The sequence below is a fragment of the Bradyrhizobium sp. BR 10261 genome (genome assembly GCF_019455395.1).
Classification (GTDB): Bacteria; Pseudomonadota; Alphaproteobacteria; order Rhizobiales; family Xanthobacteraceae; genus Bradyrhizobium; species Bradyrhizobium manausense.
In genome coordinates this window covers 13077-35000 of record NZ_JACOFQ010000007.1, presented here as the reverse complement: position 1 = coordinate 35000, position 21924 = coordinate 13077, and the positions used below count along the sequence as shown (strand labels likewise).

The 21924-nt window shown below is 63.3% G+C and carries 17 protein-coding genes, 2 tRNA genes, 1 rRNA gene and 1 riboswitch; of the genes, 10 read left to right on the top strand and 10 right to left on the bottom strand.

Annotated features, from left to right (window positions below; all coding sequences use genetic code 11):
* Positions 1-115: 115 nt before the first annotated feature.
* From HYH07_RS09770 to HYH07_RS09760, 3 genes are all read right to left on the bottom strand, one after another.
* Positions 116-191 (bottom strand) — tRNA-Ala (locus tag HYH07_RS09770).
* Positions 192-224: 33 nt separating this feature from the next.
* Positions 225-301, bottom strand: a tRNA-Ile gene (locus HYH07_RS09765).
* Between the two features lie 187 nt (positions 302-488).
* Positions 489-1975 (bottom strand): 16S ribosomal RNA (locus tag HYH07_RS09760).
* A gap of 1024 nt (positions 1976-2999) precedes the next feature.
* Here HYH07_RS09760 and HYH07_RS09755 point away from each other — a divergent pair.
* Positions 3000-5063, top strand: coding sequence for a M23 family metallopeptidase (locus HYH07_RS09755; RefSeq protein WP_220002294.1), 2064 nt, complete (start codon positions 3000-3002; stop codon positions 5061-5063).
* 165 nt (positions 5064-5228) lie between these two features.
* Positions 5229-5495 (top strand): hypothetical protein, encoded by a 267-nt coding sequence (locus tag HYH07_RS09750; protein ID WP_057746745.1) that lies wholly within the window; start codon positions 5229-5231, stop codon positions 5493-5495.
* 76 nt (positions 5496-5571) lie between these two features.
* Here the strand turns inward: HYH07_RS09750 and clpB are convergent, their stop codons facing one another.
* The gene (clpB, locus tag HYH07_RS09745) at positions 5572-8211 is read right to left on the bottom strand and encodes an ATP-dependent chaperone ClpB (protein ID WP_220002293.1); all 2640 of its coding nucleotides are present in this window, start codon (positions 8209-8211) and stop codon (positions 5572-5574) included.
* 243 nt (positions 8212-8454) lie between these two features.
* Here clpB and HYH07_RS09740 point away from each other — a divergent pair, with 243 nt between their 5' ends.
* Positions 8455-9243: an MOSC domain-containing protein gene (locus HYH07_RS09740; protein ID WP_220002292.1), complete on the top strand. Its 789-nt coding sequence runs from the start codon at positions 8455-8457 to the stop codon at positions 9241-9243.
* A gap of 120 nt (positions 9244-9363) precedes the next feature.
* Here the strand turns inward: HYH07_RS09740 and HYH07_RS09735 are convergent, their stop codons facing one another.
* On the bottom strand, positions 9364-10011 hold the full coding sequence (locus HYH07_RS09735) for a TIGR02594 family protein (protein WP_220002291.1): 648 nt from the start codon (positions 10009-10011) through the stop codon (positions 9364-9366).
* A 219-nt stretch (positions 10012-10230) separates the two neighbouring features.
* Here HYH07_RS09735 and HYH07_RS09730 point away from each other — a divergent pair, with 219 nt between their 5' ends.
* The gene (locus HYH07_RS09730; protein ID WP_220002290.1) at positions 10231-11094 is read left to right on the top strand and encodes an alpha/beta fold hydrolase; all 864 of its coding nucleotides are present in this window, start codon (positions 10231-10233) and stop codon (positions 11092-11094) included.
* Positions 11095-11212: 118 nt separating this feature from the next.
* Here the strand turns inward: HYH07_RS09730 and metW are convergent, their stop codons facing one another.
* Both metW and HYH07_RS09720 read right to left on the bottom strand, forming a co-directional pair.
* Positions 11213-11875 (bottom strand): methionine biosynthesis protein MetW, encoded by a 663-nt coding sequence (metW, locus tag HYH07_RS09725; protein WP_220002289.1) that lies wholly within the window; start codon positions 11873-11875, stop codon positions 11213-11215.
* 2 nt (positions 11876-11877) lie between these two features.
* Entirely contained in the window at positions 11878-13110 is a 1233-nt protein-coding gene (locus HYH07_RS09720) for a homoserine O-acetyltransferase (protein ID WP_220002288.1), read from the bottom strand.
* A gap of 92 nt (positions 13111-13202) precedes the next feature.
* A riboswitch (SAM riboswitch) is annotated at positions 13203-13282 on the bottom strand.
* Positions 13283-13444: 162 nt separating this feature from the next.
* Between HYH07_RS09720 and HYH07_RS09715 the strand changes: the two genes are divergently transcribed.
* From HYH07_RS09715 to HYH07_RS09705, 3 genes are read left to right on the top strand one after another with little or no spacing between them, the layout of a single operon-like run.
* Complete coding sequence (locus HYH07_RS09715; protein WP_057746724.1) at positions 13445-14287, top strand: chorismate mutase; 843 nt, start codon at positions 13445-13447, stop codon at positions 14285-14287.
* Between the two features lie 35 nt (positions 14288-14322).
* Entirely contained in the window at positions 14323-15417 is a 1095-nt protein-coding gene (gene hisC / locus HYH07_RS09710) for a histidinol-phosphate transaminase (RefSeq protein WP_220002287.1), read from the top strand.
* Positions 15414-16352, top strand: coding sequence for a prephenate/arogenate dehydrogenase family protein (locus HYH07_RS09705; protein WP_220002286.1), 939 nt, complete (start codon positions 15414-15416; stop codon positions 16350-16352). The genes hisC and HYH07_RS09705 overlap by 4 nt, the downstream gene beginning before the upstream one ends.
* Positions 16353-16384: 32 nt before the next feature.
* Here HYH07_RS09705 and HYH07_RS36560 read toward each other — a convergent pair whose 3' ends face one another.
* Positions 16385-16579, bottom strand: a complete 195-nt coding sequence (locus HYH07_RS36560; protein WP_283842803.1) for a hypothetical protein — start codon at positions 16577-16579, stop codon at positions 16385-16387.
* Positions 16580-16831: 252 nt separating this feature from the next.
* On the opposite strand from HYH07_RS36560, the gene HYH07_RS09695 reads away from it, so the two are divergent.
* Entirely contained in the window at positions 16832-17803 is a 972-nt protein-coding gene (locus HYH07_RS09695; protein ID WP_220002285.1) for a patatin-like phospholipase family protein, read from the top strand.
* Positions 17804-18131: 328 nt separating this feature from the next.
* On the opposite strand, the gene HYH07_RS09690 is transcribed toward HYH07_RS09695, so the two are convergent.
* The gene (locus HYH07_RS09690) at positions 18132-19316 is read right to left on the bottom strand and encodes a DUF2125 domain-containing protein (protein ID WP_220002284.1); all 1185 of its coding nucleotides are present in this window, start codon (positions 19314-19316) and stop codon (positions 18132-18134) included.
* 110 nt (positions 19317-19426) lie between these two features.
* On the opposite strand from HYH07_RS09690, the gene HYH07_RS09685 reads away from it, so the two are divergent.
* Positions 19427-20056 (top strand): gamma-glutamylcyclotransferase, encoded by a 630-nt coding sequence (locus tag HYH07_RS09685; RefSeq protein ID WP_220002490.1) that lies wholly within the window; start codon positions 19427-19429, stop codon positions 20054-20056.
* A 243-nt stretch (positions 20057-20299) separates the two neighbouring features.
* Positions 20300-20953 (top strand): hypothetical protein, encoded by a 654-nt coding sequence (locus HYH07_RS09680; RefSeq protein WP_220002283.1) that lies wholly within the window; start codon positions 20300-20302, stop codon positions 20951-20953.
* A 197-nt stretch (positions 20954-21150) separates the two neighbouring features.
* On the opposite strand, the gene HYH07_RS09675 is transcribed toward HYH07_RS09680, so the two are convergent.
* A complete protein-coding gene (locus HYH07_RS09675) occupies positions 21151-21924 on the bottom strand; it encodes a 1-acyl-sn-glycerol-3-phosphate acyltransferase (protein ID WP_220002282.1) in 774 nt (257 codons plus the stop codon).

Genomic DNA, 21924 nt, shown 5'->3' with positions numbered 1-21924 from the left:
CGATCTCCTCTTTACGATGTCAGAAAACACGCATCTTGCTGTCTATCCAGACTAGCAGGATGCGAAGTGATGTTTCGCGGACGACGGTGCACGATCAGTCGATGATCAAACCATCTGGTGGAGCCAGACGGGATCGAACCGACGACCTCATGCTTGCAAAGCACGCGCTCTCCCAGCTGAGCTATGGCCCCGTAACCAGAAGACGAATGCTCACTCGATGAAAGTGGTGGGCCTGGGAAGACTTGAACTTCCGACCTCACGCTTATCAAGCGCGCGCTCTAACCAACTGAGCTACAAGCCCCTAACGCATATCCCGTTAAGGACCCTGGATCCTGCTGCGTGCAGGCCCAGCGCGTGTTCGTCCGCGAAGAAAGAGAAACGTAGACGGCGAAATCCCGCCAATGGAGCTCAACGATCTGGCGATCTGTTGGCCCCTGATGTTTCTAAAACAGCTCGATAGAAGCAAGCTTCTGAAGAGCCATCCTTAGAAAGGAGGTGATCCAGCCGCAGGTTCCCCTACGGCTACCTTGTTACGACTTCACCCCAGTCGCTGACCCTACCGTGGCCGGCTGCCTCCTTGCGGTTAGCGCACCGTCTTCAGGTAAAACCAACTCCCATGGTGTGACGGGCGGTGTGTACAAGGCCCGGGAACGTATTCACCGTGGCGTGCTGATCCACGATTACTAGCGATTCCAACTTCATGGGCTCGAGTTGCAGAGCCCAATCCGAACTGAGACGGCTTTTTGAGATTTGCGAAGGGTCGCCCCTTAGCATCCCATTGTCACCGCCATTGTAGCACGTGTGTAGCCCAGCCCGTAAGGGCCATGAGGACTTGACGTCATCCCCACCTTCCTCGCGGCTTATCACCGGCAGTCTCCTTAGAGTGCTCAACTAAATGGTAGCAACTAAGGACGGGGGTTGCGCTCGTTGCGGGACTTAACCCAACATCTCACGACACGAGCTGACGACAGCCATGCAGCACCTGTGTTCCAGGCTCCGAAGAGAGGGTCACATCTCTGCGACCGGTCCTGGACATGTCAAGGGCTGGTAAGGTTCTGCGCGTTGCGTCGAATTAAACCACATGCTCCACCGCTTGTGCGGGCCCCCGTCAATTCCTTTGAGTTTTAATCTTGCGACCGTACTCCCCAGGCGGAATGCTTAAAGCGTTAGCTGCGCCACTAGTGAGTAAACCCACTAACGGCTGGCATTCATCGTTTACGGCGTGGACTACCAGGGTATCTAATCCTGTTTGCTCCCCACGCTTTCGTGCCTCAGCGTCAGTACCGGGCCAGTGAGCCGCCTTCGCCACTGGTGTTCTTGCGAATATCTACGAATTTCACCTCTACACTCGCAGTTCCACTCACCTCTCCCGGACTCAAGATCTTCAGTATCAAAGGCAGTTCTGGAGTTGAGCTCCAGGATTTCACCCCTGACTTAAAAACCCGCCTACGCACCCTTTACGCCCAGTGATTCCGAGCAACGCTAGCCCCCTTCGTATTACCGCGGCTGCTGGCACGAAGTTAGCCGGGGCTTATTCTTGCGGTACCGTCATTATCTTCCCGCACAAAAGAGCTTTACAACCCTAGGGCCTTCATCACTCACGCGGCATGGCTGGATCAGGGTTGCCCCCATTGTCCAATATTCCCCACTGCTGCCTCCCGTAGGAGTTTGGGCCGTGTCTCAGTCCCAATGTGGCTGATCATCCTCTCAGACCAGCTACTGATCGTCGCCTTGGTAGGCCATTACCCTACCAACTAGCTAATCAGACGCGGGCCGATCTTTCGGCGATAAATCTTTCCCCGTAAGGGCTTATCCGGTATTAGCACAAGTTTCCCTGTGTTGTTCCGAACCAAAAGGTACGTTCCCACGCGTTACTCACCCGTCTGCCGCTGACGTATTGCTACGCCCGCTCGACTTGCATGTGTTAAGCCTGCCGCCAGCGTTCGCTCTGAGCCAGGATCAAACTCTCAAGTTGGACTTGAACTTTGAACCGGCTGATCACAACGTTTGACGAGGTCCCACCATTATCGACCGAAGTCGATGTGCTGCCTGCGATTCACATCGCGGGCAACGATGGTGTTTCCTTTAAAACGTGTACCGCCGAAGTCTTTCGTCCGGTCTCGATCAGAAAAGCCGAAGCTTTTCGGAAGCGAGACCCGCAAGGACTCCGCCGTCCACGTTTCTCTTTCTTCATCTTCACTTGTCAAACAGCCCGGGACCGTGGAGGCCCCAACCTTCCGGAGTGGAAGGGTTCCGACACCCTTACCGACGTCGAATGACTCCAACCGATTGTGTCGGCTGTTGTGTCACTCAACAAGGTGAGGAGCATCAGTGGCGCGTTCGCTCGCCTTGGTCAGTGACCCGGCGGCGCCGCGCTCAGTGGTTGGGGTTATAGGCCCCACCTTCCGGGCTGTCAACGCCAATCGTCAACAAATCGTCGCACAGCGGATTGTCATAAAAAATCTAATGATTCCAGCCGATTAGAGGGGCGGAGAGCGAACGAAGGCGCGCCGTCCGGCAAAAAATCTGAAAAAAAGTTTGGCCCCCGGCGGGCTCCTGAGGGGCTCGGAAGGGGCTCCTGAGGGGGCCGAAAGCGACCCCGTCCGTCCGCGGTCCGTCCGCCGTCCGTCTCTGGGTCCGGGCTCTCCGGGAGCGGCCATTCAGGAAACTTTTTCCATATTAGGCGCCGTACTAGAGCCACAATCCCGCGGCGTTCTGGTATTGAGACAAGCTTGAATCGCGGGTGCCAGTGGGGGCTGCCAGTGATTTGAGGTTCAGAGAAGGCGATCTGACGATGACGCGGCCTTCTTCGGACATTCGAAAGACATCGCGAGACCTTCACCTGCCTAGCTGTTCGTAATTTCGGCCGGGTCTCATCCGAGGCCTTCTGAGTGCGAGCATCTGCGCGATAAGGCTTTTTCCGAGATGCCCCTGCAAGAGGGCGACCGGGACGAGGCGCTGAAGGCGAAGGTTTCGGGTCGTTGATTGGGGGACTTGGGTTGAACCAGAGGACATCACGCGGCGCTTACGGGCGTGAGACCGGGATCATTGATCTCGGCCACGAGCCGCCGCTGTCCGTCGATGGTTCGGAAGCTGCCGTCATCGATCGCCGTCGTGTCTCGGTCCAATGGTTTAGCGGCACAATTCTGACCGGACTCTGCGGCGCAGCCCTGATCGGCGGCGCCGTTTTCGCGTCTCTCGACGGCGAGATGACGTTCGCCAAGGTGCCGGAACGGGTCGAGGGCGCACTGCGTGGCGCCTTTGGTGCGGCCGATCGCACCGCGACGCTGCACAAGAGCGATCGCCTGCCGCCGCCCAGTGACTCGACCGCCTCGCGCAACATCGTCCGCGTCTCCACCGTCGCCCGCGTCGGCAACCGCGACGTGATGCGGGTGCGCCCCTTCATCCGGATCGCCGGCAATCTGTCGATGACGACGAGCGATTTGTCGGCGAAGATTCCGCCGTTCAACGCGCAGCGCATGCTCACCGACGTCGGCTCCGATCCGAAGACCGCGACCGACGATCCGAACAATCCTGAGGCCGTCGAACCCGACGCCGAGGTCTCCTTCGTCACCAAGGACCTATCGCCGGTGCTGCCGAAGGCCAAGATTTCCGCGGTGGTGGCGCTCGACGACATCCTGATGCGGGTGCGCGATGCCGCCAATTGGCGCGGCAATGGCGGGGTGCGCTACGCCTCGCTCGCCAATGCGACCGCCGACGTCTCCGGCGCGGCCGGCGCATCCGACATGAAGATGGCCTACGCCACCGAAGCCTCGTCGTCCGACCCCTATGCCGGTTTCGAGACCCGCGTGGTGCCGGAAAACGTCACGCTGCTGCCGAAGACCAAGGAGCAGATCACCGGCGGCAATCCCAATGGCGAGCGCGTCCATGTCGTCAAGAAGGGCGACAGCGTCGGCGCCGTGCTGCGCGACCTCGGCGCCACCGCCGAGGAGATCAAGGCGATCACCGCAACCCTCGGTCCCCGCGGCCGCGACGGCGGGCTGAAGGAAGGCGAAAAGCTCCGCATCCTGATGGCGCCGGCAAGCCCCGGCGCGCGGCTGCAGCCCTACCGCGTCGTCGTCGCCAACGACACCGTGGTCGAGGCGATCGCGGCGCTGTCCGATCTCGGCAAATACGTCGCGGTCGACGTCTCCAGCATGAACACCGTCGCGGACGCCACGGCCAACGCCAGCAGCGACGACGATGAGGATGATGACGGCAGCGGCGTGCGGCTCTACCAGAGCATCTACGAGACCGCGATGCGCAACAAAGTGCCGATGCCCGTCATCGACGACATGATCAAGATCTACTCCTACGACGTCGACTTCCAGCGCAAGGTGCAGCCGGGCGACTCGTTCGACGTCTTCTACGCAGGCGAGGAAGAGGGCACGACCTCGAGCGAAAGAAACGACGTGCTGTTCGCCTCGCTCACGGTCGGCGGCGAGACCAAGAAATACTACCGCTATCAGAGCCCGGATGACGGCGTCGTTGACTATTACGACGAGAGCGGCAAGAGCGCGAAAAAGTTCCTGGTGCGCAAGCCCGTCAACACCGCGATCATGCGCTCCGGCTTCGGCGGCCGCCGCCACCCGATCCTCGGCTTCGTGAGGATGCACACGGGCGTCGACTGGGCCACCGCCTACGGCACGCCGATCTTCGCCGCCGGCAACGGCGTGATCCAGAAAGCCGAGCTCGAGGGCGGCTACGGCAAATATGTCCGCATCAAGCATAACAACGGCTACGAGACGGGTTATGGCCATCTGTCGGCCTTCGCCAAGGGCATGGAGCCGGGCAAGAAGGTGCGGCAGGGCCAGGTGATCGGCTTCGTCGGCTCGACCGGCGCATCGACCGGCCCTCACGTGCACTACGAAATCCTCGTCAACGGCCGCTTCGTCGATCCGCTGCGCGTAAAACTGCCGCGCGGCCGTTCGCTCGAAGGCCCGATGCTCGCTGGCTTCGAGAAGGAGCGCGACCGGCTCGACGGCATGATGAGCGGCCGCGGCGGCGCCATCGCCCGCATGTCGGACGCGACGGGCGGGCCGCTACAGGTCACGAATCGGTAAACCGGTAATTCCCTGACATCGTTGACAACCGGCTAGCCCAAAATCCGGGCCTCACGATCACGAAAACGCTTACGATCGCCGTCAGAACGGCGCGCGCGACGCGTGGTGGAACAGTTGGGTGAGGCTCACGGTTGATGGGTCTAGTCCGTCAAGAGGAGACCGATCATGCAGCACCTCTCACGCGACGACGTCATCAAGGCGGTCGGCAGCGCTGACGACGTGACCATTGCAGAGATCATCGGAACCGGCGCGACCGTCGAGGAGCTCGCCGAAGCCCAGGCCTGGCTCGCCAATGACGAGCCCATGATCAACGACCTGAGGCCGCTGGCCCAAGGGCGCGTGCGCACGCTGGTGGATATCCTGTCGGAGCTCGAACAGGAGGATGACGAGCCAGGCCCACCCGGACCCGCCTCGGCATCTGCAATCAGCTAGGCGCCCAACCCAACGACGAATCGCCCCGGAGAGAGCGACCTCTCCGGGGCGATTCTATTGGCGATTACGCTGCTGCTCAGTTCAGCTTGCGCTTCGACACCGGCGCCTCGAACTGGGCAATCTCCGCGGTCTGCGGCGCCTTGCCGTTGAAGGTCAACACGTTGCCTTCGGACGAGATCGCCACCGTGTCGCCATCCCTGACGTCGCCGGCCAGGATCATCTCGGCGAGCGGATCCTGCAGGTAGCGCTGGATCACCCGCTTCAGCGGCCTTGCGCCGTAGGCGGGATCCCAGCCCTTGGCGGCGAGCCAGTCGCGCGCGGCGGCATCGAGCGTCAGCACGATCTTGCGATCGGTCAGGAGCTTCTGCAGCCGGCCGAACTGGATCTCGACGATGCGGCCCATCTCGCTCTTCTGCAAACGGTGGAACAGGATGATCTCGTCCACGCGGTTGAGGAATTCGGGGCGGAAATGTGCCCGCACCATGCCCATCACCTGCTCGCGCACGGCCGAGGTATCCTCGCCCTCCGGCTGGTTCACCAGATATTCCGAACCGAGGTTCGAGGTCATGATGATCAGCGTGTTGCGGAAATCGACGGTACGGCCCTGACCATCGGTCAGCCGGCCGTCGTCGAGCACCTGCAACAGCACGTTGAAGACGTCGGGATGCGCCTTCTCGATCTCGTCGAACAGCACCACCTGATAAGGCCGGCGTCGCACCGCTTCGGTGAGCGCACCGCCCTCGTCATAACCGACATAGCCCGGAGGCGCGCCGATCAGCCGCGAGACCGAGTGCTTTTCCATGTACTCGGACATGTCGAGGCGGACCATCGCAGTCTCGTCGTTGAAGAGGTACTCCGCAAGAGCTTTCGTCAGCTCGGTCTTGCCGACGCCGGTCGGCCCCAAGAACATGAACGAGCCTGTGGGGCGGTGCGGATCCTGCAGGCCCGCGCGCGAACGACGCACCGCGGTCGCGACCGCACGCACGGCCTCCGCCTGGCCGACGACGCGCTTGCCGAGCTGCTCCTCCATCTTCAGCAGCTTCTCCTTCTCGCCCTCCAGCATCTTGTCGACGGGCACGCCGGTCCAGCGCGAGACCACCTGCGCGATGTGGTTGGCGGTAACAGCCTCCTCCATCATCTCACCGGAGCCTTCGCGCGCCTCGATCTCGGCGAGCTGCTTCTCGAGCTGCGGGATCCGGCCATAAGCCAGCTCGCCTGCCTTCTGGAATTCGCCGCGCCGTTGCGCATCGGCCAGATCGACGCGCAGGGCGTCGAGCTCCGACTTCAGCTTCTGGGCGTTGGAGAGCTTGTTTTTCTCCGCGCTCCAGCGTGCCGTCAGCGCCGCAGACTTCTCCTCGAGGTCGGCTAGCTCTTTCTGAAGCGACTCAAGCCGGGATTTTGAGCCGAGATCGCTTTCCTTCTTGAGCGCTTCCTGCTCGATCTTGAGCCGGATGATCTCTCGGTCGAGCGAATCCAGCTCTTCCGGCTTGGAATCGACCTGCATCTTCAGCCGCGCCGCAGCCTCGTCCATGAGGTCGATCGCCTTGTCGGGCAGGAAGCGGTCGGTGATGTAGCGGTTGGACAGCGTCGCGGACGCCACCAGCGCGGAATCGGTGATCCGCACGCCGTGGTGCTGCTCGTACTTGTCCTTCAACCCGCGCAGGATCGAGATGGTGTCCTCGACCGAGGGCTCGTTGACGAAGATCGGCTGGAAGCGCCGCGCCAGCGCGGCGTCCTTCTCGACGTGCTTCTGGTACTCGTCGAGCGTGGTCGCGCCGATGCAGTGCAGTTCGCCGCGGGCAAGCGCCGGCTTGAGCAGGTTGGAGGCGTCCATCGCACCGTCGGCCTTGCCGGCGCCGATCAGCGTGTGCATCTCGTCGATGAACAGGATGAAGGTGCCGTCGCTCCCGGTGACCTCCTGGAGCACGGCCTTCAGCCGCTCCTCGAACTCGCCGCGGTATTTTGCACCCGCAATCAGCGCGCCCAAATCAAGCGACAGCAGCTTCTTGTCCTTCAGGCTCTCGGGCACATCGCCGTTGACGATGCGCAGCGCGAGGCCCTCGGCGATGGCGGTCTTGCCGACGCCGGGCTCGCCGATCAGGACGGGATTGTTCTTGGTCCGCCGCGACAGCACCTGGATGGTGCGGCGGATCTCCTCGTCGCGGCCGATGACCGGATCGAGCTTGCCGTCGCGCGCCGCCTGGGTCAGGTCGCGCGCATATTTCTTCAGCGCGTCATAGGCGTTCTCCGCCGTCGCGGTGTCCGCGGTGCGGCCCTTGCGCAGCGCCTCGATCGCAGCGTTGAGATTTTGCGGGGTGACGCCGCCCTTGTTGAGGATGGTGCCGGCTTCGCTGGTCTTCTCCAGCGTCAGCCCGAGCAGCAACCGCTCGACGGTGACAAAGCTGTCGCCCGCCTTCTCGCCGGCCTTTTCGGCCGCGTCGAAGGTGCGCGCGAGCTCGGGCGCTAAATAGATCTGCCCGGCGCCGCCGCCGCTGACCTTTGGCACCTTGTTCAGGGCGTCCTCGGTCGCCTTCAGAATTGCGCGGGAATTGCCGCCGGCGCGGTCTATGAGACCGGCAGCGAGCCCCTCATTGTCGTCGAGCAGCACCTTCAACAGGTGAAGCGTGGAAAACTGCTGATGCCCCTCGCGCATCGCGAGCGACTGCGCGGACTGGATGAAGCCCCTGGAGCGTTCGGTATATTTGTCGATATTCATGTCTTTTCTGTCCCTCGGCCTGCCCTCGGGGCCCTCTAAGGCACCCCAAACGGGCATCTTCATTGGGTTTCCGCCCGATGCGTTGACGTTCCTCAACCAGCAAGCGGTCGTTATCAGCCGGCGCTGGCGCCGACCTGACCCAGATGTGGGAAGCGCACCTTTCGATCGGAAGAGGCACGTTCACAATTTCGTGCTCAGATCGGCCGGCTTGGCGGGTACGGGTCGAATCCCTAAAGTAGCCGCATGACAGCCAGCCAGACCGCCGAAATCGCCGGCCTTTACCGCTACCCGATCAAGGGCCTGACGCCGGAAGCCCTGCTCCGGGTCCCCTTGCGGTCCGGTCAGACCCTGCCCGCCGACCGCCGCTATGCCATCGAGAACGGGCCCAGCGGGTTCGACCCTGATGCCCCCGAGTGGAAGCCGAAAATCCAGTTTCTGATGCTGGCGCGCAATGAGCGGCTGGCTGCCCTCGACGGCCGGTTCGAGGACGCCACCAACCGCCTGACCATCCGCAAGGAGGGCCAGATCGTCGCCAGCGGCGATCTCGAGACCGCGGCCGGGCGTGCGGCGATCGAGGCCTACTTCACGGAGAATTTTCAGCCGGAGTTGAAGGGCCCGCCGAAAGTCCTGTCCGGCCGCGATCACAGCTTTTCCGACGTCGCCCGCAAGGTCGTGTCGATCATCAATCTCGACAGCGTCCGCGCCATCGAGGCCATGCTCGGCGGCACCGCCGTCAATCCCCTGCGCTTCCGCGCCAATCTCTACGTGAAGGGCTGGCCGGCCTGGTCCGAACTCGACCTCGTCGGCCAGACGCTTGCGATCGGGCAGGCCCGGCTGAAGGTGGTCAAGCGCATCGTCCGCTGTCCAGCCACGAATGTGGACCCGGTGACGGCGAAGCGCGATCTCGAAATACCGCCGACGCTGTCGCGCCATCTCGGCCACATGGACTGCGGCATCTATGCCGAGGTGGTGGCCGACGGCGAGATCGGCGTGGGAGATGCGGTGGCGGTGGAACAGCCGAGATTGGTGTGAACAGGCACCGCTGCCGTAGGGTGGGCAAAGCGCAAGCGTGCCCACGCCTTTTCCGCGATGGAGAGAAATGGTGGGCACGGCGCTTCGCGCCTTTGCCCACCCTACTGCACCTTCACACCATCAATTCGGCATCACATAGGCATAGATCCGGCCGCGCGAGATCGGGGCTTCTCGGACGCGGTTGCCATTGTTGCCCGAGATCATGATCGGATTCCCCTGCGCATCGATGCCGGTGATGATGCCGACATGACCGCCGCGGCCGCCGCGCGACATCACCGCGATGGCGCCGACCTGCGGGCCGGAGACGCGCGTGCCGTAATGCGCGAACGAGTTCGCCATGTCCGATCCGGTGCCTTGGTGGCCGGTTTTCTCAAGCACCATGTTCATGAAGCGCGCGCACCACAGGCTGCCGCGCCCCGTCGGGTTGCCGCCGAGATAGCGGCGCGCCTCGGACACGAGGCCTGAACCGCCGCCGAAGCCGCCGCTCATCGTCGCACCGCCGCTGCTGGCGCTCGGATCATAGCTGGCCTGTGCGTTGGCGAATCCACCTGCCTGCAACTGCGCCGCGCTGCGCTCGAAGCGCGAGCTGCGGGCCGACTGCCTGATGTGATGATGCCTGCTGGCGTGATGCACGTAAGCGTGCCGCTCTGCGCTGTGATGATGATGCGGCCGCGCTGAGGCCGGAGAAACGAACGCGGCAATGGCCGCGAAGAACAACGCCAGCGCGACAACACGACGCGACAGGCGGGACGCAAACAACTCAAACATACTTCATCCTTCGTTGACACCCCCACTTCCCAAGGTCGGCCCGTGCGACGGCCAACATCGACGGGGCCGTTAAGCCGTCCGATGTGGCGAGAAAAAGACGTGGTGGCCCGCGAATAGCTGAGATGATCTTGCGGCAATGCTCTGATGGAGCTGCCTTATTGCGGACATCTGCATTAACTGCGATCCTGAACTTGCGGCTTGCAGAGAGGGAAACAGTTAATGCCCCACGCCACCACCAGGGACGACGTCCGCATCTATTTCGAAGAAGCAGGTCAGGGAACGCCGATCATTTTTCTGCACGAGTTCGCGGCCGACTACAGCAATTGGGAGCCGCAGATGCGTTACTTCTCGCGTGGCCACCGCTGCATCACCTATTCCGCGCGCGGTTACATGCCATCCGACGTGCCCGATGGCGAGGTCTACACTTACAAGCACTTCTACACCGATGCGCTCGCGGTGCTCGATCATCTCGGAATCGAGCGCGCGCATCTCGTCGGCCTGTCGATGGGCGCCTACTCATCGCTCCAGATCGGATTGAACGCACCACAGCGCGCGCTGTCGATGACGCTCGCCGGCGTCGGCTCCGGCTCGGAGCTCGAGAATTTGGAAGCCTGGCGCAAGCAGTGCCGCGCCAATGCCGAGCAGTTCGAGACGCTGGGCTCGGCAGAAGTCGCAAAGGTCACCTGCGAGGCGCCGAGCCGGATTCCCTTCCTGGTGAAGGACCCGCGCGGTCATGCCGATTTCTATGCTGCACTGGCGCGGCACGATGCCAAGGGTTCGGCCAACACGATGCGCGGCTTCCAGGGTGGCCGGCCGTCGATCTACACGCTGACGGAAGCGATCAGGAGCGTGACGACGCCGGCGCTGATCATCTGCGGCGACGAGGACGATGCCTGCATCGGCGCGAGCCTGTTCCTGAAGAAGCATCTGCCGGCCGCGGGCCTCGCGATGTTCCCGAAGTCGGGCCACGTGCTGAATCTCGAAGAGCCGGCACTGTTCAACGAGAGCGTGGAGCGGTTCGTGACGCTGGTGGAAGCCGGCCGCTGGCCGGCACGCGATCCGCGGTCGGTGGCTGTGAATTGACTTGTCATTCCGGGATGCGCCGATAGGCGCAGGCCCGAATCCATCAAGCGGCAGAGACTGAGGCAAAATGGATTCCGGGCTCGATGCTTCGCATCGCCCCGGAATGACGCCTACGGCGTCACTTCCCCAGTCCCCGGCTCAGCAGGAACACGCCCTGCTCGCCGAACAGATTCCACACCCACCAAGGCAGCCGCAGCCGCAGCGGACGGCCGTAGAGGTCGAGCGCCTCGGCGCGCTCCATCTTGACGTGGATTTCGTCGCAGAGCTCGACGAAGTCCTTGATGGTGCAGAAATGGATGTTGGCGGTGTCGTACCAGCTCGCCGGCAGGTTCTCCGTGCGCGGCATGTGGCCGCCGATCAGGAGCTGCAGGCGCATCCGCCAGAAGCCGAAATTCGGGAACGAGACGATGGCGCGGCGGCCGATGCGCAACAGATTCTCCAGCACGACCTTGGGCTGACGCGTCGCTTGCAGCGTCTGCGACAGGATCACGTAGTCGAAGGCATCATCGGGGTAATTGACGAGGTCGGTGTCGGCATCGCCCTGCACCACGGCAAGACCCTTGGCCACGCAGCGGTTGACGCCCTCGCGCGACAGCTCGATGCCGCGGCCGTCGATGCCGCGGGTCTCCAAGAGCTGAAGCAGATCGCCGTCGCCGCAGCCGACGTCGAGCACCTTCGAACCCGGCTTGACCATTTCGGCGACCAGCAGATGGTCGGCGCGAAATGGGCCCGACTGTTCGGCCGCGAGGCCGTTCAGCGGCAATACTTGCTGCACCGGCATCGCTAGCCGTCCTTGTTCGTGAGTCCGCGCGCCTTGCCTGCGGATTGCAGGAAGGCGCGGGAGATGTCGAAGAATTCGGGCACGTCGAGCAGGAAGGCATCGTGGCCGCGATCGGTCTCGATCTCCGCGAACGACACCCGCGCGCTCGACGCATTCAGCGCATGCACCAGCGCGCGCGATTCTGAAGTCGGGAATAGCCAGTCGCTGGTGAAGGAGACCACGCAGAACCGCGTCTCAATCCCTGCGAACGCCTTCGCCAGCACGCCGCCATGGTCGGCGGCGATGTCGAAATAGTCCATCGCGCGGGTCAGATAGAGATAGGAATTGGCGTCGAAGCGCTCGACGAAGGACGATCCCTGGTAGCGCAGATAGGACTCGACCTGGAAATCGGCGTCGAACGAGAAGGTCGGCAGCTCGCGGTCCTGCATGCGGCGGCCGAACTTGCGATGGAGCGCGGCGTCCGACAGATAGGTGATGTGCGCGGCCATGCGCGCGACCGCGAGGCCGCGGTGCGGATGGATGCCCTGATCGGCATAGGCGCCATTGTGCCAGTCGGGATCGGCCATCACAGCCTGGCGGCCGAGCTCGTGGAAGGCGATATTTTGCGCCGAGTGCCGCGTCGAACAGGCGATCGCCAGCGCGGAATAGACGCGCGCAGGGTACGCAGCGGTCCATTGCAGCACTTGCATGCCGCCCATCGAGCCGCCGACGACGGCAAACAGCGTATCGATGCCAAGCCGGTCGATCAGCATCGCCTGCGCGCGCACCATGTCGGGAATGGTGATGACAGGGAAATCCAGGCCCCACACCTTGCCGGTGGCAGGATTGATCGAGGCGGGTCCGGTCGAGCCCATGCAGCCGCCGATCACGTTGGAGCAGATGATGAAGTATTTGCTCGGATCGAGCGGCCGGCCGGGGCCGACCAGCGTCTCCCACCAGCCGGGTTTGCCGGTGACCGGATGGACATTGGCGACGTGCTGGTCGCCGGTCAGCGCATGGCAAATCAGCACCGCATTGGAGCGATCGGCGTTGAGCTCGCCATAGGTCTTGTAGGCAATTTGGAACGGGGTGAGATCGACACCGCAATCGAGCCGCAGCGGTTGCTCGGCGCCGAACCGCGCAACCTCTGAACTCGGATGATCGACCTCATGCGACCGATCGTCGGCACTGATCGTGGGACTTGGAATCGCAGGACTTGGGATCGTAGGACTTGGGACCGACTTGACGCCAACCATCTCTGACCATCGACCTCGTTTGCGATCGGACGTGAGACCGCGATGAAATCAGGCCATGAAAAACCCGGCCTGAACGATAGGTTCGGCCGGGATCAGAAGCGTCCCCGGCCTGTTTAGCGAGTTTTTTAACGTGGCTGCAAGCCGGCCGGCTCAAATGACCACGGAACGGGCAAAAACCTACCGGCTTGGGCCGATTTCGTCAAGTCGCGGTACGGATCGGCCAAAATCGTCTCTCAACCGGCTGCCTTGCAGGCCGTCATTTCTCTTTGCTTTCGCCGCCCCGACTGCCTAATCAGGACATTCTCTCCGAAGCCTCATAACCGCCTAGTCAGATATGTCCCAACGTCCGCCCGCGCCACCATCGCTGCAGGAATTGCGCAAGGAGATCGACGCGATCGACGAGGCCATGCATCGCCTGTTGATGCAGCGCGGCGACATCATCGACCGCCTGATCCAGGTGAAGCAGACCCAGGAGGTCGGCTCGGCGTTCCGGCCCGCGCGCGAGGCGTCGATGATGCGCGAGATCGTGCAGCGGCATCGCGGCATCCTGCCGCTCGACACGGTCGAAAGCATCTGGCGCGTCATCATCTCGACCTTCACCTATGTGCAGGCGCCGTTCTCCGTGCATGCCGACATCTCGGCGAGCGAGCCCGCGATGCGCGATTCCGTGCGCTTCCATTTCGGCTTCACGGTGCCGTATGTCGCGCATTTCAGTGCGCAGGCGGCGGTCGAGGCGGTGGCGAAATCCAAGGGTGACCTCGCGCTGGTCTCGGCGACATCGAGCCGCACGCCGTGGTGGCTGGAGCTGGAAGCCGTGGGCGCGCCGAAGATCATTGCGCGCATGCCCTTCGTCGAGCGCGCCGACCATCCGGCGTCGCTGCCGGTGTTCGCGATCTCGCGCGTCGCCGACAGCGCCGTGGTGACCGAGGTCGAGACCTTCAGCGTGCGCGTGTCGGGGTGGAACGCCGAGGTCGCGCGGGCGCTGTCGCCGCTCGCCGAGATCGTGGCGGTGCCCGATACCGCCTTCGATGGCGCGGCGCTGCTGGTCTCGGTCACATCAGCCACCAGCATCGACAAGATCAAGGCTGCCCTGATCGAAGCGGGGGCCTCGGTGCGCTCCACGGCCCTCGTCGGCAGCCACGCAACGCGCTATACGGTGCCCCCGACCGGGTCGTAAATCGCGTACCGCCCAAAGCCTATCCGGAGTTGAAGATGTCCCGCCCCATGCCGAATCCCGGCATTCTCGATATTGCGCCCTACACGCCCGGCAAGACCCCGGTCGCCGAGCCGGGCCGCAAGGTGTTCAAGCTCTCGGCCAACGAGACGCCGTTCGGGCCTTCGCCCAAGGCGATCGAGGCCTTCAAGCACGTCGCGGATCATCTGGAAGACTATCCTGAGGGAACCTCGCGCGTGCTGCGCGAGGCGATCGGCCGCCACTACGGGCTCGATCCCAACCGCATCATCTGCGGCGCCGGCTCGGACGAGATCCTCAACCTGCTCGCCCACACTTACCTCAGCCATGGCGACGAGGCGATCTCCACCACACACGGCTTCCTGGTCTACCCGATCGCCACTATGGCCAACGGCGCCAAGAACGTGGTGGCGGCCGAGAAGAACCTGACCGCCGACGTCGACGCCATCCTGAAAGCGGTGACGCCGAAGACGAAGCTGGTCTGGCTCGCCAACCCCAACAACCCGACCGGCACTTATATCCCGTTCGACGAGGTCAAGCGCCTGCGCGCCGGCCTGCCCTCGCACGTGCTGCTGGTGCTTGATGCGGCCTATTGCGACTACGTCTCCCGTAACGACTACGAGATGGGGATCGAGCTGGTCGCCACCACCGAGAATACGGTGGTGACGCACACCTTCTCCAAGATCCACGGCCTTGCGGCGCTGCGCGTCGGCTGGATGTTCGGCCCCGAGCACATCATCGACGCCGTCAACCGCATCCGTGGCCCCTTCAACGTATCGACGCCGGCGATGTATGCCGCGGTCGCCGCGATCGAGGACACCGCGCATCAGGCGATGTCGAAGCAGTTCACCGAGACCTGGCGCAACTGGCTCAGTGAAGAGATCACCAAGCTCGGGCTGAAGGTAACCCCCGGCGTTGCCAATTTCGTGCTGATCCACTTTCCGGAAAGTGGCAAGACGTCGGAAGCGGCCGACGCCTATCTCACCAGGCGGGGCCTCGTGCTGCGCGCGCTGAAGAACTATGGCCTGCACCATCAGCTGCGCATGACCATCGGCACCGAGGAGGCCAACCGCCTCGTCGTCGAGGCGCTGCGCGACTTCATGGCCAGCAAATGAGCGTGGACCCGCACTTCCAGCGCGTCGCCCTGATCGGCTTCGGCCTGATCGGCGGCTCGATCGCGCGCGCCGCGAAGCTTCAAGGCTTGGCCGGCGAGATCGTCACCACCGCGCGCTCGGAGAAGACGCGCGCGCGGGTGCTCGAGCTCGGTATTGTCGATCATGTGGTGGCGACCAATGCGGAAGCGGCGAAGGATGCCGATCTCGTCATCCTCTGCATTCCCGTCGGCGCCTGCGGCGAGGTGGCGCAGGAGATATCAGCGCATCTGAAGCCCGGTGCCGTCATCTCCGACGTCGGCTCGGTCAAGGGCGCGGTGGTCAAGGACATGGCGCCGCATCTGCCGAAGAATGTTCATTTCGTGCCGGCGCATCCCGTGGCGGGCACCGAGCATTCGGGGCCGGATTCCGGCTTCGCCGAGCTCTTCATCAACCGCTGGTGCATCCTGACGCCGCCGGAAGGCACTGATGCCGATGCCACCGCGCATTTGCGCGCGTTCTGGGCGGCGATGGGCGCCAAGGTCGAGGTGATGACCCCGGATCATCATGATCTCGTGCTCGCGATCACCAGCCATCTGCCGCATCTGATCGCCTACACCATCGTCGGCACTGCCGACGAGCTGGCGCAGGTGACGGAATCGGAAGTCATCAAATTCTCCGCCGGCGGCTTCCGCGACTTCACCCGCATCGCGGCCTCCGATCCGACGATGTGGCGCGACGTCTTCCTCGCCAACAAGGACGCGGTGCTCGAAATGCTCGGCACCTTCACCGAGGATTTGGCAAAACTCACCCGCGCGATCCGTCGCGGTGACGGCGAGGCGCTGTTCGACCACTTCACCCGCACCCGCGCCATCCGTCGCGGCATCGTCGAGATCGGCCAGGATTCGGCCGCGCCCGACTTCGGTCGACAGCATGGGCAGCTCGACAAGAAGCCGTAGCGAGCAGCGATCCATCAAGAGTGACTCCGAGATCAGCGATCGACCTCGCCGAAGACGATGTCGAGCGACCCCAAAATCGCGGAGACGTCGGCGAGCAAATGCCCCTTGCAGAGAAAATCCATCGCCTGCAGATGGGCAAATCCCGGCGATCTGCTGGGGACCGAAATTGATGGTGAATTTCTGAGGCTGGAGGACTGCTCGGGCATTCCGCTTCCGATTGACGACATTGCTCGCCATCACCATAGCCGCAACCTGCATTGGATGATTCACACAGGTTAAGACTTGCCTCGAATTCCGGGCCAGCCGGGGGAGCCTCAGGCGATTAGGAACGTCTCTTCTCGGACGGCGTTCGAAGCTGAATCTCAAGCTCCGATGAGATGCACCACTCTTGCTGCTCCCGCCGTCACCGGCTTCACGACGAGCTCCGGCGTCTCAACCGCCAAGACCGCTATTTCCTCCAACGGAGCTGAATCGGAACCATGGCTGACGATCCGCCTCTCACCGCGTTGGTATTCTCCGGCGGTCTGGGACTCGGCGCTTATCACGGCGGTGCGTTCGAAGCCTTTACCGCCATGTCGCTTTCCGCCAGCTGGGTTACGGGCTCGTCGGCCGGCGCGATCTCCGCCGCGCTCATCGCCGGAAATGCTGCGGCCGATCGGGTCCAGAGCTTACGCAGCTATTGGCGCGCGCCAGAGGCTCCTAGAGGGACGCCAAGGGCCGACCGTCACTTGCTTGCCTGGATGCACGCGATCAACACGCATTTGTTCGGCCATACGGGCTTTTTCCGTCCTCGTCTCCCTTTCCCGACATCTCATTTCGGCGGCCTGTACGATCTCGCCCCAACGCGCGAGCGCTTGCGGAGGCTGATCGACTTCGGTCGCCTGAACGACGGCGATCCGCGCCTCACGATCTGTGCAACCGACCTCGAAAGCGGCGACGCCATCTTGTTCGACTCCGCATCAGAGCGGATCGAGATGGACCACATTCTGGCCAGTTGTGGTTTCCTTCCCGAATTCGGCCCGGTCCAGATTGCCGGCAAATGGCTTGCCGATGGTGGCTTCTCGTTGAACGCGCCCTTCGACCCCGTGCTTGAAGCGACCACCTCGCTCCGTCTCTACATCATCGACCTTTTTGCGCGTGACGGACAGGCTCCCGACGGCATCGAAGCCGCAACCGAGCGCAAGAGCGACCTGACATTTGGCAACCAGACCTTTTACCGGCTTCGTCATGCCCTCGAAGCTCGCCAGCTCCGGGCCGAACTGCAGGGCCTGGCCCCTGATGACCAAATCTATCTCTTGAGCTACCGGCCAGGGCTGGAGGAAGCCGGCCCGGAAAAGTCCTTTGATTTGTCGGAAACGGCCATGGCGCAGCGATGGCGGGCGGGTTTCTTGGACATGCAGGCGGCAGAAGCCGCTCCGGACCGGGATGGAATTCGACGCGTGCGCCGCTGACCTGGCGGGCCCCACACGACGCGCATTGGGCCCGACCGGGACATGGCTGGGCCCAACTCCGCGACGTGCGAGATCTCAAGGGGGATGCGGCTGTTGGCCCTTGGTCGCGCGGATCACCGTGGGGCACGGTGATGTCGCAGAAGGCGCGTTGGCCATGGTGTTGCGGTGCAGGATTCGCGATAGCGCGATCCAACGTGGCTGGCCCGCGCGTCTCCCACTGCGCGAACGCAGGCGTCGTGAGCGCGGCCGCGACCGCGATACGTGATCACGATCCAGCGAAGAGATCGTGACGTCAGTTCGTGGTCTCCATCCGGGCTACACGAGACAGCTAATACAGCGGCGGGATTTGGCCGACCTTGAACGGGCCGAGCAGCACGGCGCCGTCGGCGAATTTCAGCGGGAAGCTGCGCGCCTTCTTGCCCTCGAGCGTGCTCTCGGTGCCGATCGAATTGATGCCGGCAGCGACGCCGGTATTGGCGTTCTGCTTGATGACCTTGCCGAGGCCGGGAACGGCACGGTCGAGCGCGCCGAACAGATTGTTGAGGTCCTGCGACTTCACGCCGGGCGCGACGCGGTCGAGCGTGGCCTGGGGCACGCCCTCCTCCAGCATCTTCTCGATGCCGAGCGCGGGGATGACGCGCTCGAGTCCGGTCACCGTCATCTGCAATTCGCCGTCCAGTCGGCCATTGGCCGAGAGGCCCAGCGTGCCGGCCGCGACCGCGATCATCTCGCCCTGCTGGATGCGCGACTGCACGATCTCGATATGGCCGCCGGCGGCCTGGATCTCGCGAAAGCGCTGCGGCCATGGCTTTGGCGTGAGATCGGAAAGGCCGGTGATCTTGGCGCGCGTGTCCGCTTCGAACGGCTCAGCGAGCAACGGATGCACGCCCTGGACGCTGCCCTGCGAGATATGGAGCACGGTCTCGATCACAGGATGAGCCGACGTCGATCCATCGGCGAGGCGACCATGCAGCTCGATCTGCCTGGCGCGCGCGAGCGGCACCTGCACGCTGCCGTCCATCCTGTTAAGGCTGGGATCGTCGAACACGATGGAGGCGCGCTCCGGCACCGCCGGCAGACCGATCACGCTGCTGCGGCCCTTGCTCCAGTTCACCACGAAAGTGTTTTGCGTCACGCCGTCGACCAGCGTTGCCGGCGCAGTGAATTCCGCAATGACGTGCTTGGGATCGTAGACCTGCCCGACGACCAGGATGTTGTCGAGCCCGGCCGTGAACGGCGTCTTGCTCGCATTCTGCGACACCAGGGCGACGCTCGCGCCGGAGCACTGGACCTCGAAGCGGAACGGGAAACCCGCGATCGAGCGCTTGGCGCAATCATAGATGCGGCCGGCTTTGGCCTCCTGCGCGCGCCAGGCATCGACAGCGATCGCGGCCTGCGAGGCCGCATAGAACCAGAAGCCGCTCCAGGCGGCCGCGAGGATCAGGAGGAGGACGGGGGCAATGAAAAGGCCCCAGCGGGAGCGTCGGCCTGCGGCAATGGTCATATTGGACATGCGGCGACCCTTTGACCCCAGATTTTGTCAAATGTAAGCGAGGTTGGTCCTCGACAAAAGGCGGAGAAATGACTTCGCTTCGGAGCCGGGTTCTGGTAGCCGTGCCCGAAATGTCGGAAATCATCCATCCCACCGTCACGTCAGCCAAGGGCGACCTCTGGGTGTTCGGCTACGGATCGCTGATGTGGCGGCCGGGCTTCGAATTCGAGGAGCGCGTCCCGGCGCGGCTGGTCGGCGAGCACCGCGCGCTCTGCGTCTATTCCTTCGTGCATCGCGGCACGCCGGAGCAGCCGGGCCTTGTGCTGGGGCTCGACCGCGGCGGCGCCTGCCGCGGCATCGCGTTCCGTGTCGCCGAAAAGAACCGCGCCGACGTGGTTGCTTACTTGCGCGCGCGCGAGCAGGTAACGTCGGTCTACCGCGAGGTGATGCGCTCGGTGTGGCTGGAGAACGATGCGCGACAGCGCGTCAGCGCGCTCGCTTATGTCGTCGACCGCGGTCATGTGCAATATGCCGGCCGGCTCTCGCTCACAGAGCAGCACCGCCACGTGCTCCAAGGCCACGGCCAATCCGGGGCCAACCGCGACTATGTCACCGCGACCGTGAAGGCGATCGAAGCCGAAGGCTTTCGCGACAAGCAATTGCATCAGCTCGCGATGATGCTGCATGGCGAGGCGCATTCGTCGCACGTTCAGGCTCCGAGCGAGGCACGGTCACTAAAGCGCAGGCCAGACATGCTCTGAACATGTTGCCGCTCACGAAACCCTGCCCAGGGGCGCAATCACTTTAATCCCTCTGCGACGGGGGCATGCGCTACGGCCGTGCAGCCCACGACCTCTCCTCCGCGTTTAGGAAGGACGATGTGTGATTATGGATCATCTGATCGTATAATGGGTTTTGGCGAATGCCGGGATACCCGGTTTTAGCAGTGTTGTTGCGACGCATGATCGTGGGGGCGACAGTCCTCACTGGGAAGGACCAACCGCATGGCTCAGATAGCGAATTTGGCTGTACTCTCGTCCCTGGTCTTGTTGACGTCGGGTGTGCCGGGACCGGCGCAAGCCCAGCAAAGCAGCATGGGCTTCTTCATAACCAGTGTGGGGCTCGGCAAGGGCGGGGACCTCGGTGGGATCGACGGCGCCGATCGACATTGCCAGACCCTCGCCGAGGCCGCAGGCGCGGGCGGCAAAACCTGGCACGCCTATCTTTCGACGCAGGGGCCGAATGCGATCAACGCCAAAGACCGGATCGGGAGCGGTCCCTGGTCCAATGCCAAGGGTACACAGATCGCGGCAAGCGTGGCCGACCTGCACAGTGACAATAACAAGATCAACAAAGAGACCGCCCTCGACGAGAAGGGCATGACGGTCAAGGGCCGCAGCGACACTCCCAATCAACATGACATGCTCACCGGCACACAACACGATGGCACGGCCATTCCGGGCGCAGACGCGACCTGCAGTAACTGGACCAACAGCACTGACGGACAGGGTAGCGCGATCGTCGGACACCATGACCTGATCGGCAACACTCAGGGTCCGAATTTCTGGAACTATTCGCACAAGACGCCGGGTTGTTCCCCGGCGAACTTGCAGCGCGTCGGTGGAGCGGGTTTGTTTTACTGTTTCGCCACCAACTGAGTTCGGCCGACCGTTCCTGGACCGAGGAATCAGAGCGCAGAAATTCTGCGCTCGCTGGTCGTTGCTTTTTCTCGTTCGCATCTCGTCGCACTGACGCGGTCGCGCTCCCGATCGACGAAACAGCCAATCTGCTTGCCGAAAGTCTTGCGCGAGGGCGGCTAGGGGAACAAGCCGTCGGCGACGACACAAAAGGCGATCTAGCTGCCCGAGGCCCCGTAGCTCGGCGAGCTGCCGATCAACCGCTCCTGCTCTTTCCGACCGGCTTCGACGATGCGGCTGGTCGCATCCTCGATCACGGTTTGCACGCGCGAGAGAAACTCATCCTTGGGCAGGCCCGGCGGCAGCGGATCGAGGAACTCGACGACCAGAGTGCCGGGATAACGCATGAAGGTGCGGCGCGGCCAGAACAGGCCGGAATTGAGCGCGATCGGCAGGCACTGCACGCCGCAGGATGAATAGATCTGCGCAAAGCCGGTCTTGTAATCCGGCGGCGCCCCGGGCGCGCGGCGCGTGCCTTCCGGAAAGATGACGAGCTGGCCGCCGGCGCGCACCGCCTCGCGCGCGCGCCGCGTCATGTCGAGCAGCGCCTTCACGCCGGCTTTGCGATCGATCGCAATCATGCCTGTCTTGACCAGAAACTGACCGAACACCGGAATCTGCATCAGCTGGCGCTTGAGGATGAAGATCGGGCGATCAAAGAAGCCCGGCAGCACGAAGGTCTCCCAGAACGATTGGTGCTTCGCGACGATCACCAGCGGCCCTTGCGGAATCTTCTCGACGCCGCGGAATTCGACCTTGATGTTGCAGACCACGCGCATCAGGACAAGCGTCGCCTTCGCCCACCATTGCGCAACCGTCAGCATGGCGCGCGGCGGCAACGCGAAGGTCGGTAGCGCCACGATCGCAAGGCACACCAGCACGGTGTAGAACAGCACGTTGAACAGCAGCGAGCGAAGGAAAATCAGGAACAT